The sequence below is a fragment of the Salinicoccus jeotgali genome, from assembly GCF_055379195.1.
Genome location: NZ_AP043830.1, coordinates 414,963 through 429,618 on the forward strand (window position 1 = coordinate 414,963; position 14,656 = coordinate 429,618).

The 14,656-nt window shown below is 45.9% G+C and carries 15 protein-coding genes and 1 tRNA gene; 14 read left to right on the top strand and 2 right to left on the bottom strand.

Features of this window, described 5'->3' with window-relative positions; genetic code table 11:
• The first annotated feature begins 7 nt into the window (after positions 1–7).
• From trxB to whiA, 4 genes are all read left to right on the top strand, one after another.
• Positions 8–955 (top strand): thioredoxin-disulfide reductase, encoded by a 948-nt coding sequence (gene trxB / locus ACZ43I_RS02085; RefSeq protein ID WP_344704482.1) that lies wholly within the window; start codon positions 8–10, stop codon positions 953–955.
• Between the two features lie 180 nt (positions 956–1,135).
• On the top strand, positions 1,136–2,020 hold the full coding sequence (rapZ, locus tag ACZ43I_RS02090; RefSeq protein ID WP_344704480.1) for an RNase adapter RapZ: 885 nt from the start codon (positions 1,136–1,138) through the stop codon (positions 2,018–2,020).
• The gene (locus ACZ43I_RS02095; protein ID WP_344704478.1) at positions 2,007–2,990 is read left to right on the top strand and encodes a gluconeogenesis factor YvcK family protein; all 984 of its coding nucleotides are present in this window, start codon (positions 2,007–2,009) and stop codon (positions 2,988–2,990) included. Before rapZ ends, ACZ43I_RS02095 begins: the two co-directional genes overlap by 14 nt.
• Positions 2,991–3,006: 16 nt before the next feature.
• Positions 3,007–3,951 carry a DNA-binding protein WhiA gene (gene whiA / locus ACZ43I_RS02100; RefSeq protein WP_344704657.1) on the top strand — a complete coding sequence of 315 codons (945 nt, stop codon included), beginning with the start codon at positions 3,007–3,009 and terminating at the stop codon, positions 3,949–3,951.
• Between the two features lie 38 nt (positions 3,952–3,989).
• On the opposite strand, the gene ACZ43I_RS02105 is transcribed toward whiA, so the two are convergent.
• Together ACZ43I_RS02105 and clpP are read right to left on the bottom strand one after the other, a co-directional pair.
• Positions 3,990–4,904 (bottom strand): TIGR01777 family oxidoreductase, encoded by a 915-nt coding sequence (locus ACZ43I_RS02105; protein WP_344704476.1) that lies wholly within the window; start codon positions 4,902–4,904, stop codon positions 3,990–3,992.
• Positions 4,905–5,041: 137 nt separating this feature from the next.
• The gene (gene clpP / locus ACZ43I_RS02110; protein WP_344704474.1) at positions 5,042–5,635 is read right to left on the bottom strand and encodes an ATP-dependent Clp endopeptidase proteolytic subunit ClpP; all 594 of its coding nucleotides are present in this window, start codon (positions 5,633–5,635) and stop codon (positions 5,042–5,044) included.
• 176 nt (positions 5,636–5,811) lie between these two features.
• Here clpP and ACZ43I_RS02115 point away from each other — a divergent pair.
• The 10 genes from ACZ43I_RS02115 (at position 5,812) to eno (ending at position 14,558) form a co-directional block, all read left to right on the top strand.
• Positions 5,812–5,883, top strand: a tRNA-Arg gene (locus ACZ43I_RS02115).
• 17 nt (positions 5,884–5,900) lie between these two features.
• Positions 5,901–6,686, top strand: coding sequence for a threonine/serine exporter family protein (locus tag ACZ43I_RS02120; protein WP_344704472.1), 786 nt, complete (start codon positions 5,901–5,903; stop codon positions 6,684–6,686).
• Positions 6,687–6,696: 10 nt separating this feature from the next.
• The gene (locus ACZ43I_RS02125) at positions 6,697–7,149 is read left to right on the top strand and encodes a threonine/serine exporter family protein (RefSeq protein ID WP_344704471.1); all 453 of its coding nucleotides are present in this window, start codon (positions 6,697–6,699) and stop codon (positions 7,147–7,149) included.
• A gap of 2 nt (positions 7,150–7,151) precedes the next feature.
• On the top strand, positions 7,152–7,415 hold the full coding sequence (locus ACZ43I_RS02130; RefSeq protein ID WP_344704469.1) for a glutaredoxin family protein: 264 nt from the start codon (positions 7,152–7,154) through the stop codon (positions 7,413–7,415).
• Positions 7,416–7,524: 109 nt separating this feature from the next.
• Positions 7,525–8,547: a sugar-binding transcriptional regulator gene (locus tag ACZ43I_RS02135; RefSeq protein WP_344704467.1), complete on the top strand. Its 1,023-nt coding sequence runs from the start codon at positions 7,525–7,527 to the stop codon at positions 8,545–8,547.
• Between the two features lie 33 nt (positions 8,548–8,580).
• Positions 8,581–9,588: a type I glyceraldehyde-3-phosphate dehydrogenase gene (gap, locus tag ACZ43I_RS02140; protein WP_344704655.1), complete on the top strand. Its 1,008-nt coding sequence runs from the start codon at positions 8,581–8,583 to the stop codon at positions 9,586–9,588.
• 98 nt (positions 9,589–9,686) lie between these two features.
• Positions 9,687–10,874 carry a phosphoglycerate kinase gene (locus tag ACZ43I_RS02145; protein WP_344704465.1) on the top strand — a complete coding sequence of 396 codons (1,188 nt, stop codon included), beginning with the start codon at positions 9,687–9,689 and terminating at the stop codon, positions 10,872–10,874.
• A gap of 47 nt (positions 10,875–10,921) precedes the next feature.
• Positions 10,922–11,680 carry a triose-phosphate isomerase gene (gene tpiA / locus ACZ43I_RS02150; RefSeq protein WP_344704463.1) on the top strand — a complete coding sequence of 253 codons (759 nt, stop codon included), beginning with the start codon at positions 10,922–10,924 and terminating at the stop codon, positions 11,678–11,680.
• Positions 11,673–13,196, top strand: a complete 1,524-nt coding sequence (gene gpmI, locus ACZ43I_RS02155) for a 2,3-bisphosphoglycerate-independent phosphoglycerate mutase (RefSeq protein ID WP_344704461.1) — start codon at positions 11,673–11,675, stop codon at positions 13,194–13,196. Before tpiA ends, gpmI begins: the two co-directional genes overlap by 8 nt.
• 60 nt (positions 13,197–13,256) lie before the next feature.
• Positions 13,257–14,558 (top strand): phosphopyruvate hydratase, encoded by a 1,302-nt coding sequence (gene eno, locus ACZ43I_RS02160; RefSeq protein ID WP_344704459.1) that lies wholly within the window; start codon positions 13,257–13,259, stop codon positions 14,556–14,558.
• Positions 14,559–14,656: the final 98 nt, after the last annotated feature.

Below are 14,656 nucleotides of genomic sequence, written 5' to 3' on the forward strand. Positions count from 1 at the left end.
TTTTACCATGACTGAAGAAAAAAATATTTATGACGTAGTCATCATCGGTGCAGGGCCGGCAGGAATGACAGCTGCTGTCTATGCTTCCCGGGCAAACCTTAAGACAGTGATGCTTGAACGCGGCATGCCGGGCGGTCAGATGGCGAATACGGAAGAAGTTGAGAACTTTCCAGGATTTGACTTCATAACAGGTCCTGAATTATCAACCAAGATGTTTGAGCACTCCCAAAAATTCGGTGCCGAATATAAATATGGTGACATCAAATCCATCGAAGATCAGGGAGATGTCAAAGTGCTTAAAACGGGCAATGAAGATATCTACACGCGTACTGTCATCATAACGACAGGTGCCGAATATAAGAAGGTCGGAGTCGAGGGCGAAGAAGAACTCGGCGGCCGCGGCGTGAGCTATTGCGCAGTATGTGATGGCGCTTTCTTTAAGGAGAAGGAACTCGTCGTAATCGGCGGTGGGGATTCTGCAGTAGAAGAAGGGGTCTTCCTGACGAAATTCGCAAGCAAAGTAACTGTAGTGCATAGGCGCGATCAATTGCGTGCTCAAAAAATCCTCCAAGACCGTGCGTTCAAGAACGACAAGATGGATTTCATCTGGGATACTGAGATCCAGTCCATCAATGGTGACGGCAGAGTGAAGAGCGTCACACTGCTTGATAAGAATACGGGCTCTACGTACGATTATGAAGCAGATGGTGTCTTTGTCTATGTAGGCATGAAGCCATTGACTGCACCATTTGAAGGTTTGGACATCTTGAATGAAATGGGATATGTAGTCACCAATGATGAAATGGAAACATCAGTTCCAGGCATCTTTGCAGCTGGAGATGTGCGCAACAAGACCTTGCGTCAGATCGTCACAGCGACCGGGGACGGCAGTATAGCTGCCCAGAATGCCCAGCACTATATCGAGAAGCTTGGAGATATGCAGGAAAGTAAATAGAAGACCACCCCAGGGTTTTGGGTCGACGGCAACCGGATGTCTTATCCAACTGCCGTCGGCTATGTCACCCTGGGTTTTTTAATAGGGGCAAGCAGCTAGAAAACTTACTGAGTGTTGCGGGAGAAGATGCGAGATGGTTTAATTGAAAGAGGCAAATAACGCTTAAGAGGATGTGGATCTATGAAAAAACTGAGTATAGTGACAGGCATGAGTGGGGCCGGCAAGTCTGTGGCCATTGAAGCGCTTGAAGATATGAGTTATTTCTGCATCGATAACCTACCACCGATCCTGCTTCAAAAGGTTTTGGAATTGATGGAAACGACAGAGGGGCAGATGGAGCAAGTGGGCTTGGGCATAGATCTCAGGGGTAAAGAGTTCTTTGATCAGCTTCTCGACGAAATAGAACAACTGAGGGACCACCCGGATATTGCACTGGAAATAATTTTTCTGGATGCAGACGATAACCGCCTTGTCTCACGCTATAAAGAAACCCGTCGGGCGCATCCGCTTGATGGGGAGATGGTCCTGCTGGACGCAATCATGAAGGAACGTGAGCTCCTGAGCGTCTTGCGGGGGCATGCTTCCCATATCATCGACACCACCGAGATGACTCCCAAAGAATTAAGGAATCTGATGTTTGAAAAATGTTCTGGAGATAACGGTCCAGCTTTCAATATAAACGTGTTGAGCTTTGGCTTCAAGCATGGTGTTCCAATCGATGCGGACTTGGTTTTCGATGTGCGTTTCCTGCCGAATCCCCATTACATTGACGCATTGAGGCCGCTTACAGGACTGGACGAACCGGTCTCGAGTTACGTCATGAAATGGAAGGAAACCAAAAAATTCTATAAAAAACTGTACGATCTCCTTAAATATATGATTCCCCAATATATAAAAGAAGGAAAAGCACAGCTGGTCATCGCCATCGGATGCACAGGTGGTAAGCATCGGTCTGTAACGCTTGTAGAGAAGCTCACAGAAGACTTGAGTGAAGACTTTAATTTTACTATCCGGGCGGTCCATAGAGATGCACCGGTAGAAGGTGTAGAACATGAAGAAGATTAAGATTACAGTGGTCGGGGGCGGTACTGGCTTGAGTGTTTTAGCCAGAGGCCTGAAAAGATATCCGGTGGATATAACCGCCATTGTCTCTGTAGCGGATGACGGTGGTTCAACCGGCCTCATCCGGGATAAGATTGATATGCCGGCACCAGGAGACATCCGGAACGTGATGAGTGCCCTCAGCGAAGTGGAGACGAAATTGGACAACCTCTTTTCCTACCGCTTCAATAAGGATGCACTCGATGGTCATGCGCTCGGCAATCTCATGCTGGCCGCGATGTATGATATGACCGGTGATTTTGCTGTGGCAGTAAAGGAATTAAGCAAGATATTGAATGTCAAGGGTACTGTCATCCCATCGACCAATATCAGTCCGGAGCTGGCTGCACGGATGGCTGACAACTCGATTATCGTCGGGGAGAGCTATATTCCGGAAGTTGGACAGAAGATAGAGGAGATGTATCTGATTCCGGACGATACTGTAGCAACCCCCGAGGCCATAAAAGCCATCGAATCTTCTGATGTCATCGTCTTTGGACCGGGAAGCCTGTATACGAGCATCATCCCCAACCTCATACCTGAGGGCATGAAGGAAGCGATAATTAAAGCGCGCGGCATTAAGGTCTATATTTCAAACATCATGACTCAGGCGGGCGAGACGATAGATTACAGCGCTGCAGATCATCTTGAAGCCATCCATCACCATGTCGGCCAGAATATTTCAGACTTCATTATTTTGAATGAGGAAGACATCAAAGGCCGCATATCCAATTATTACCATGAAAATGATATGGAGATCGTCGAGAGTGACAGAGAGAGGCTTAAACAGATGGAAGTTGAAGTAATGACAGACCACCGCCTTGTCCAGATTGACGAAGAAGGTGCAGTACGGCACAACAACAAAATACTGGCGCAGATGATCTATGATATTGCGCTGAGGGAAATCAGTACGTTGCAGTATAGGAAAAAATAGAATGGGGCGTGATCGCATGTCATTTGCTTCTGAGATGAAGAACGAATTGACCAGAATCGAAGTGGATACGTGCTGTATGAAAAGTGAGCTTTCAGCGCTCATCAAAATGAACGGGGCACTCAGCCATTCCAATGGACAATGGATCATTAATATACAGACTGAGAATGCGGCGATTGCGCGCCGGATTTTCTCATTGATCCGGACTACGTACGGAGTCGAGATAGAACTTCTGGTCCGTAAGAAAATGAAACTGAAAAAAAACAACGTATATATTTCAAGGATAAAAAAAGAAAGCAAGAAAGTACTGGAAGACTTGGAGATCATGAAGGGTGGTCTGCTTGAACATGCCATCAGTGAAGATATCAAAGAGAGGGAGTGCTGCATCAGAAGCTATCTGAGGGGGGCATTCCTTGCCGGTGGCTCGGTGAATAATCCAGAAACCTCAGCTTATCATCTGGAGATATTCTCCTTGTATGAGGAGCACGCCAGAAATTTGACTGAGTTGATGAACGGCTATGAGCTGAATGCGAAATTCATTGAAAGAAAGCGCGGCTACATCACCTATCTTAAGGAAGCCGAGAAGATTGCAGAATTCCTTAGCCTGATTGGTGGATACCAGGCACTTTTGAAATTTGAAGATATACGGATTGTCAGGGATATGCGCAATTCTGTGAATCGACTGGTGAACTGTGAAACAGCAAACTTGAACAAAACAATCAGCGCTGCAATGCGTCAAGTTGAGAACATCAATTTCATCGCCTCAGAGATAGGGCTTGAAGAGCTGCCTGAACGCCTTAGGGAAATCGCAAGATTGAGGGTTGAGCACCAGGAAGTTTCCTTAAAGGAGCTGGGGGAGATGATGTCGACAGGTCCGATATCGAAGTCTGGGGTGAATCATCGCCTAAGGAAACTGGATAAGATAGCGGATCAGGTGAGAAGCGGTGAAGAAATCACCTTTTAATGAAGAAAGCGTGCACTAGAGTGCACGCTTTCTTCATTTTATAGTTCATATAGATCTTCAAGTGCGATTTCCAGTGTAGGAAAGAGGAATTTATAATCATTTTCCATCAGTACTTCCGGGAGCACGTACTGGCCTTTCAATATAAGCATGGACTGTTCACCCAAAAGCTTCTCGATCAGAAAAGAAGGGGTATGGAAAAAGTCAGGTTTTCCGAGTGCAGTGCTCAAATATTTGGAGAAATGCTTTTGTCTGAGTGGCATTGGGGCGGTAAGATTGACCGGACCTGAAATTTCCGAATGCACGCCCACGAACAACAGCGCATTCAACAAATCCTCTATATGGATCCAACTGTACCATTGGTTTCCGCTTCCGATGGGGCCGCCCACGCCCATCTTATATGGCAGGGCCATTTTAGGGAGGGCACCTTCGTCCTTATCGAGGATCAGGCCAAACCGCGTGAAGACGGTACGGGTTCCGAGAGCTTCAAACTTCCTGGCTTCAGCCTCCCACGCCACAACTACTTCGGATAGGAAATCGTGTTCGACAAAGGCATCACCTTCATCATATTGGACATTCTCGCTGACTGGATAATAGCCGATTGCACTGGCATTCACGAGGACCTGAGGTGTGATTTCGGCCTGCTCAGCCCACATCCGCAACATGCGGGTCACTTTCATTCTGGATTCGTAGATGGCTGCTTTGTGGGAATCTGTCCATTTCTCTTGGAGTGAGGCCCCCGCCAGGTTATAGATGATATCGACTTTTAAAGGTAAATCCTGCATCCAACTGTCGTCTGACGGGTCGTCAGGATTGTATTTAATGAAGTGTACGAAAGGATGTTCCGATTTTCTGTCACTCCGCGTCAATATATACACATGATCATTCTCTTCCTGGAGAATTTTTGTCAGTCTTGATCCTACAAAACCAGATCCACCTGTAATTAATACATTCATGTCATCACGCTCCTTAATACCATTATAGCCTGTCTGTAGTGATGATAATCCGGAAATTTAAAATTTTGCCAAGAGTTATGAAATGAAGCAATTAAAAAAAGGGATGGAATCAATATTCCATCCCTTTTCCAATATTTTTAGCCCTGTAATTTTTCAGGCTCCATTACGTCGTCAACTAAGCCATATTCTTTAGCTTCTTCTGCTGTCATAAAGAAGTCGCGGTCAGTATCTGTTTCAATCTTATCGAGAGTTTGACCCGTGCGCTCCGCAAGGATCTTGTTGAGTTTTTCGCGTGTTCTCAATATATGCTTGGCTGCTATTTCAATTTCTGTAGCCTGACCTTGCGCACCACCAAGTGGCTGGTGAATCATCACTTCAGCGTTCGGCAGAGCGAAGCGCTTACCTTTTGCCCCTGCCGCAAGCAGGAATGAACCCATTGAAGCGGCCATGCCAAGACAGATTGTCTGTACATCAGGTTTGATGTGCTGGATTGTATCATAGATCGCCATGCCTGCAGTCACACTGCCGCCAGGAGAGTTGATATAGAGGAAGATATCTTTTTCTGGGTCTTGAGCTTGCAGGAAAAGCAGCTGGCTGACAACGGAGTTTGCCACGTTGTCATCGATGCCCGTACCAATCATGATGATCCTATCTTTAAGCAACCTGGAATAGATGTCATAGGCGCGTTCTCCGCGGTTCGTCTGTTCAATAACTGTAGGGATTAAATTCATTGTGTTACCTCCTGATATTATAGTACTCTTAATTGGCTAATTCATTTATACCACATTAGTCAAATAAGGTCAAAAGAAAACGTTTGTGGTATAAAGATTAAATTAGGCCTTTAATTTATTCAAGTTTATTGCTATACTAAATAAGGCTTTATGAAGAATGATATTAATTTTATCATACCCCCGTGGTGTAATGGATAACACGTAAGATTCCGGTTCTTGAGATGGGAGTTCGATCCTCTCCGGGGGTGTAAATAGAGGTGGCCGTGTGAGTGGCGAACTTGAGATCATAGAAGCTCCAGAAAAAGTCCTTAGCGAAAATTTTGTACGCGATGTTTTTTATATCGTTATCAATTGTGGCAAGATGCTGTTGGAAAGTGGAGCGGAAACTTACCGTATAGAGGATACGATGATGCGAATCGCATCCAGTTACGGTATAGAAAATGCTCAAGTTTTCGCAACTCCCACGGTCATTATTTTTTCCTTGAATGATTATGCATTGACTCAGACGCTGCGTATTGAAGAAAGGGCGAACAACTTGGAGAAGGTTGTGGCAGTGAATGAACTTTCGAGGCGCATTTCCGCCGGTATGCCTCTTGATCAGGCTTTGCGCCGGATGGAGGCGATTCACGACAGCAGGTTTTTTCCATTTTGGCTGACTATATTATCGGGCGGTATCATTGGAATGATGTTCCTGCTGCTGTTCGATGGTGTAGTGGCCGATCTCCCCGCTGCCTTCGTCGGTGGCGCAGGGGGAGTCTTTATAATGGAGGGTATCCTCCGCTACACTAAAGTCAAATTCTTTACAGAATTCTTTGCCTCCCTATATATCGCACTGACAGCCATAATTTTTGTCGATACGGGTTTTGGCACTATGCTCGATACCATCATCATCGCCAGTGTAATGCCGCTCGTGCCCGGTGTCCTCATTACAAATGCAATACGCGAAATGATCCGGGGACATTTGATGGCTGGTATCATGAAGGGGACTGAAGCAGCACTGACAGCCATTGCGATCGGTGCTGGGGTGGGCCTTGTATTTTTGATGATCTAGGAGGATGCTGATGATTTATCTGTATCAATTCATCCTTAGCTTTTTCGCTTCTGCAGGATTCGGCATACTTTTCAATGCGCCAAGGGCCGCCATCATCAGATGTGGGCTGACAGGCGCAGTCGGTTGGATGGTGTTCTATATATTGAGGGAAGGGGGCGTCGACCTTGTTCTTGCATCTTATATCAGCGCCCTCGTTCTATCAGCAGTGGCACTCTTGAATTCGAGAAGTCAAAAAATGCCTGTTATCCTGTATATTACATGCGGAATCATCCCACTTGTTCCAGGAGGTATGGCATACGATTCAATGCGGCAGATTGTGCTGCAGGAATATATGATGGCCCTCGAGTATGGATTTGAAGCAGCACTGATTTCCTTGGCGATCGCAACCGGCATCATCAGTACAGAAATGTCGGATCAGGTTCTGCAGACTATCAGGAAGAAATTGAAGAAGAAAGAGGTATGAGTATGCTCGAATTGGTATATTATACGAGGGACAGATGTCCGCTTTGTGATGAAGGGATGGAGCAGATCAAGCTTGCCTTGTCTGAATTGAGGTATAGCGATGTCAAGATGACGGCGATAGATATCGATGAAGACGATGCCCTGCAGGAAGTCTACATGATGCGCGTCCCGGTCTTGTGCCATAAAAGTCAGGTGATTCAAGAAGGCATCATTGATTTTGTCTATGTCTATGATTACCTCAAGGAGTATTTGGGTACAATAAAATAGCTGAAGCGGAATAATTGCATTCTTGAATATTTATGATATATTTAGAATGTAATTATTTTTGTCCCGAGTGGGACGCAATACGTCTCATGATGGTGAGGTATCGAAACTCATGTGGCAAAAACTTTTAGACATCCAGAAGCGTATCGCACCGGAAGTAGTGTCGGAATTGCAGAAGCGTTCAACTATCCTGAAACAAATCAGGACCTATCAACCGATAGGTCGACGCCCACTTGCAAAGCAACTTAATATGACCGAGAGGGTTTTACGTAAGGAAGTCGATGCATTACATGATTTGGATCTGATCGATATCGATAAAAAAGGAATATCGATTTCCCAAACGGGTATTGAGGTATTGGATGAACTTTCACCGTTCATGACAACACTTGATCGACGTTCCGGGCTGGCCCTTAAGCTTCAGCAGCAATATAACCTGCAAGGTTGCCATATCATCCGTGGGGATGCCGATGAGGATCCCGAGCTCCAGCAGGAGCTTTCCCAACTCATGGCCGAAGAACTCCAAAAGATGGTTTTCGACAATGCCATCATTTCCGTGGCAGGTGGTTCGACGATGGCCAATGTAAGCCAATATCTGAAACCAGCAGCGGAGAAACTTTTATTCGTTTCGGCTCGGGGTGGACTTGGTGAAGAAGTGGGCAACCAGGCGAACTCGATTGCAAGCCGTCTTGCAAAAGCGACGGGCGGTGAGCACCGGGTCCTCTATGCGCCTGATAGTGTAGGAGATTCGGCATATGAATCTTTGAAGGATGAGCCATCCATCAAAGAAATTGCCGAGCTCAACCGCCGTTCCGACTATGTCATGCACGGCATCGGCGAAGCATTCATGATGGCGCGTCGCAGAAATGTGGAAGCCGCCACCCTCTCCCGACTGGAAGCCGATTGTGCAGTTGGTGAAACCTTTGGCTACTATTTCAACGCTGAGGGGGATATCGTCCGTAAGGTCAAAACCATCGGCATCCAGTTGGAAGACCTTGCATCGAAGAAAGCGATATTTGCAGTGGCAGGTGGAAGCAGCAAGAAGGAAGCAGTCCGTGCGTATATGAAGGTGGCTCCGAAGAACACTATTCTGTTCATCGATGAAGCCATCGGGGAATTTTTGTTGAAGAATGATTGATTAATTCAATATATAAAATCAAGGAGGCCATAAATTATGGTTAAAGTAGCAATCAACGGTTTTGGACGTATAGGTAGGCTCGCAGCCAGGGAAATCCTCAATTATGAAGATATCGAACTGGTGGCAGTCAATGATCTCACAGATGATGAGTTCTTGGCACACCTGGTCAAATACGATACAACTCAAGGGCGTTTCGACGGTGATGTGGAAGCCATCGAAGGTGGGCTGAAAATTAACGGCAACGAAGTGAAATCCTTCAACGTCAAAGATCCTGCAGAACTTCCATGGGGAGACTTGGATATCGATATCGTTCTCGAGTGTACAGGTCTTTTCACTAACGAAAAAGACGCAAGGAAACATATCGAAGCAGGCGCGAAAAAGGTATTGCTTTCAGCTCCAGGCAAAGGCGATATGAAAACAATCGTCTATGGTGTCAACGAAGATGTGCTTGACGGTTCAGAGGAAATAGTATCAGCTGCATCCTGCACGACGAACTGTCTTGCCCCTGTCGTTAAAGTACTCAATGACGAGTTCGGTCTTGAGCGTGGCCTCATGACGACAATCCACGCTTATACAGGAGACCAGAACACATTGGACGGGCCGCATGCTAAAGGTGACTTCCGTCGTGGACGTGCCGCAGCTGAAAACGTGGTCCCGAACTCTACGGGTGCAGCGAAAGCCATTGGCCTCGTGTTGCCTGAACTTGATGGTAAACTCGACGGCGGCGCTCAGCGTGTGCCAGTTGCGACAGGTTCCCTTACAGAAGTTACTGCAGTACTCGGCAAAAATGTTTCAGTTGAAGAAGTGAACCAGGCAATGAAAAATGCGGCGAATCCATCATTCGGCTACATTGAAGATGAGATTGTTTCATCTGATATCATAGGTATCAAAGAAGGATCTCTATTCGATACGACACAGACTCGTGTTGTAGATGTAGACGGAAAACAGCTTGTACGTGCCGTTTCTTGGTATGACAATGAAATGTCCTATACTGCCCAATTGGTCAGAACACTTCATCACATGGCAACGAATAAGAAGTAACTCATAGAAGAACGGGCGGACTTTCCGCCCGTTTTTATTTTATTCATACATCGGTATGGGTATAATAGGAATGAGCAGAAAATATAGGAGGCACAGCCATGAAGAAAACTGTAGAAGATGTAGAATTGAAAGGGCGCAAGGTATTGTTGCGCGCTGATTTGAACGTTCCGATGTCAGAAGGTGAGATCACCAATGATAATCGTATCGTCCAGGCGTTGCCTACGATTAGGCATATCATTGAAGCTGGAGGGAAAGTGATCCTTTTCTCTCACTTGGGAAAAGTGAAGACAGAAGCGGACAAGACAGACAAGACGCTTAAACCAGTCGCTGATAAGTTGTCGGAGCTGCTTGAGCAGGATGTCACCTTCATCCCCCACACAAGAGGTGAAATGCTTGAAGACGCCATCGATGATTTGAAAGAGGGCGAGGTCCTGATGTTTGAAAACACACGTTTCGAAGATATCGAAGGCAAAAAGGAAAGCGGTAACGATGAGTCGTTGGGTAAATACTGGGCTTCTCTTGGTGATATCTTCGTAAATGATGCATTCGGCACAGCACACAGAAGCCATGCTTCAAACGTCGGCATCGGAGCCAATATCGAAACAGTTTCAGGATTCCTCATGCAAAAGGAAATTGAATTCATCGGAGGTGCCATCGATTCGCCGGAACGTCCATTCGTGGCTATTCTAGGCGGTGCCAAAGTCTCGGATAAAATTGGCGTAATCAAAAATGTGCTCGAAAAAGCTGATAAAGTAATCATCGGCGGTGGTATGGCGTACACCTTCCTGAAAGCGCAAGGCAAAGAAATAGGTAGCTCGCTCCTCGAAGAAGATAAAGTGGAAATGGCAAAGGAACTTCTTGAGAAATCAGAAGATAAAATCGTTCTGCCACAGGATGTAGTCGTCGCAGAAGAGTTTGCCGCAGATGCCAAACATAAAACCGTAGGCGTCGATGAAATACCATCCGACATGGAGGGCCTTGACATCGGTCAGGATACAATCACTGCCTTTAAAGAAGTACTGCAAGGTGCGAAGACAGTCGTATGGAATGGGCCGATGGGTGTGTTTGAAATGGAGAATTTTGCACACGGAACGATTGGTATATGCAAGGCGATCGCTGAACTTGAAGGTGCGAAGACAATCATCGGTGGCGGAGATTCCGCAGCTGCAGCAATGGATCTTGGCTATGCTGATGATTTCTCCCACATCTCAACAGGCGGCGGCGCTTCACTCGAGTATCTGGAGGGCCAAGAATTGCCAGGCTTGTCTGTAATTGACGAGAAGTAATGTTTAGAGCCTTATACAAAAACAAGGAAAAAACAAGGAGGAATATTATGAGAACCCCATTTATTGCAGGAAACTGGAAAATGAATAAAACCATTTCAGAAGGTGAGGCATTTATAGATGCACTTGGCGAACTGCCAAACAAAACTGAAGTGGAGAGTGCAATCTGCGCTCCATTCATCCATCTGCCGTCGCTCGTTGAAAAGGCTAAAGATATGGAGCTCGGCATAGGTGCTGAAAATAGCCATTATGAAGATGATGGTGCCTTCACCGGAGAAGTTTCCCCATTGATGCTCCAAGACCTCGGAGTCGATTATGTGATCATCGGACACTCGGAGCGCCGCGAACACTTCAATGAAACTGATGAGGCAATCAACAAAAAAGCGCATGCGCTCCATTCAAAAGGCATCGTGCCGATCATCTGCTGTGGTGAGACGGATGACGAACGGGAGTCCGGTAAAGCAGAAGATAAAGTGAAACAGCAAGTTGCCAAAGCGTTTGAGGGTCTAAGTAAGGACCAGGCTAAAACCTCTGTTATCGCCTACGAACCTATCTGGGCAATCGGCACAGGGAAATCCGCGACAAGCGACGATGCAAATGAGATGTGCGGTGTAATCCGCCAGACAATGGCATCACTTTATGATGAAGAAACTGCAGAGGCAATCCGTATCCAGTACGGTGGCTCAGTAAAACCAGAAAACATAAAAGAGTATATGGCACAGGAGCATATTGATGGCGCTCTTGTAGGCGGCGCGTCACTCAAACCTGAATCTTTTGTGCAACTATTGGAAGGTGCTAAAAATGACTAAACCAGTTGCTCTCATCATACTTGATGGCTTTGCCAACAGGGACGAAGTGAAAGGTAATGCTGTCAAAGCGGCCCATAAGCCGAACTATGACCGCTTTTTTGAGAAGTACCCGAATAATGCACTCAGCGCCTGCGGTCTTGACGTAGGTCTGCCTGAAGGACAGATGGGCAACTCTGAAGTCGGTCATCTGAATATCGGCGCGGGGCGAGTGGTCTATCAAAGTCTTACAAGAATCAATAAGTCCATTGAAGACGGGGATTTTTATGAGAATGAGGTACTGCTGGACACGATGGACCACGTAAACTCTAATGACAGTACCCTTCATATCATGGGTCTGCTTAGTGATGGCGGGGTACACTCGCATTATGAACACCTCTTCGCAATACTTGAAATCGCAAAGAAAAAAGGCGTCGAAAAAGTATATGTACATGCATTTCTGGATGGACGCGACGTCGTGCAAAATTCGGCAATCGAATATGTGCAGGAGTCGGAGAAGCGTTTTAAGGAGATCGGTATTGGAGAATTTGCGACGGTAAGTGGCAGGTACTATGCCATGGACCGGGATAAGCGGTGGGACCGTGAAGAAATGGCATACAATGCCATCACGTACGGAGAAGCCCCACGTTTTGCTTCAGCCGAAGAAGGAATCCAGGCAAGCTATGCTAAGGAAGAATACGATGAATTCATCAAACCATTCATCATTGCCGAGACAGAAGAAGGCTATGATAAAGGAGTGGTCGACGGAGATGCGATCGTTTTCTTTAACTTCCGTCCGGATCGCGCAGCCCAGTTGTCTGAAATATATACAAATGAGGAATTCATAGGCTTTGATATCGAAAAGAGAATCAAAGATTTGAAATTCGTCACTTTCACTAAATACAGTGACCAAGTCGATGCAGATGTAGTCTTTGAAAAAGAAGATATCATCAACACGATAGGCGAAGTGGTGTCTAAAGCAGGCAAGAAGCAGCTGAGGATTGCAGAGACAGAAAAATATCCTCATGTAACGTACTTCATGAGCGGTGGACAGCATGATGAGTTTGAAGGAGAACGCAGAGTCCTTGTAGATTCTCCTAAAGTGGCAACTTATGATCTCCAACCTGAAATGAGTGCGTATGAAGTGAAGGAACGTTGCCTTGAAGAACTCGAAAAAGAAGACCTTGACCTTATACTCATGAACTTTGCAAATCCTGACATGGTGGGTCATAGCGGTAAAATGGAGCCGACGGTCAAGGCAATAGAAGCAGTGGATGAATGTCTAGGACCTATTGTAGATGAAATCATCGCGCAAGGCGGTACAGCCATCATAACCGCCGATCACGGCAACTCGGACGAAGTAATCACTTTGGACGGGGAGCCGATGACTGCCCATACTACAAACCCGGTTCCTATAATCGTAACTAAAGAAGATGCTGCGGTTAGAAGTGGACGATTGGCTGACTTGGCGCCGACCCTACTTGAATTAATGGGATTGGAACAGCCGGAAGAAATGACAGGCAAAAGCCTTTTGGAGTAAGTTGTGCTGGTAAGATTGAAAATGATAAAAAAAGAAATCAATTAAAAAGGAGATATCGTTATGCCATTAATTATAGATGTGTATGCACGTGAAATGCTTGATTCAAGAGGGAATCCAACAGTTGAGGTCGAAGTGTTGACGGACAGCGGTGCCTTTGGCCGTGCGCTTGTACCTTCCGGTGCTTCAACAGGAGAGCATGAAGCAGTTGAGTTGAGGGATGCAGATGACACGCGTTTCCTTGGCAAAGGTGTCGAAAAAGCAGTTGAAAATGTTAATGAAATTATCGGGCCTGAGCTTGTAGAGGGTGATTTCAGCGTCCTTGAACAAGTGTCAATCGACAGAATGATGATTGCCCTTGATGGCACTACCAATAAAGGTAAATTGGGTGCAAACGCTATTCTAGGCGTTTCTATGGCCGTAGCAAAAGCAGCTGCTGACTTTATGGGACAGCCACTCTACAAATATTTAGGCGGATTCAGCGCAGTCCAACTTCCAGTGCCAATGATGAATATCATCAATGGAGGCGAGCACGCAGATAATAACGTGGATATCCAAGAATTCATGATTATGCCTGTGGGTGCTGAAACATTCAAGGAAGGACTACGCATGGGCACGGAAATATTCCATAACCTTAAAAAAGTACTCAGTGAAAAAGGCTATAATACTGGTGTAGGAGACGAAGGCGGCTTTGCACCGAACCTCGGTTCCAATGAAGAGGCTTTGTCGACCATCATTGAAGCGGTTGAAAAAGCAGGTTATAAGCCAGGTGAAGAAATCCGCTTAGCGATGGATGCAGCTTCAAGTGAATTCTACGACGCCTCAACAGGTAAATATGAACTAAAAGGAGAAGGCAAATCCTATACTTCTGAAGATATGGTCAATTGGTATGCTGAGATGATTGAAAAATACCCAATAATATCCATCGAAGATGGGTTGGATGAGAATGATTGGGAAGGTACTAGACTCCTTACTGAAAAACTCGGTTCAAAAGTACAATTGGTCGGAGATGATCTTTTCGTCACCAATACTGAGAAGCTGGCACGTGCAATTGAAGAAGGTGTCGGAAACTCCATCCTCATCAAAGTCAACCAGATCGGTACTTTAACTGAGACGTTCGAAGCAATCGAAATGGCGAAGCGCGCAGGCTACACAGCAGTCATCTCCCACCGTTCCGGAGAAACGGAAGATACTACGATTGCAGATATTGCGGTAGCTGTTAATGCAGGACAAATCAAAACCGGTGCGCCATCACGTACAGACCGTGTCGCCAAATACAATCAGCTGCTCAGAATTGAAGATGAGCTGTTTGAAACGGCAAAATATGAAGGGCTTGCATCCTTCTACAATCTGGATCTAAAATAATCCACAAGCCTCCCTTGACCTAAGGGAGGCTTTTTAGCTAGTATGGCATTTGCAATTCCCTCTTTAATCTGATAAAATGCTTGTGTTACTAATATTCG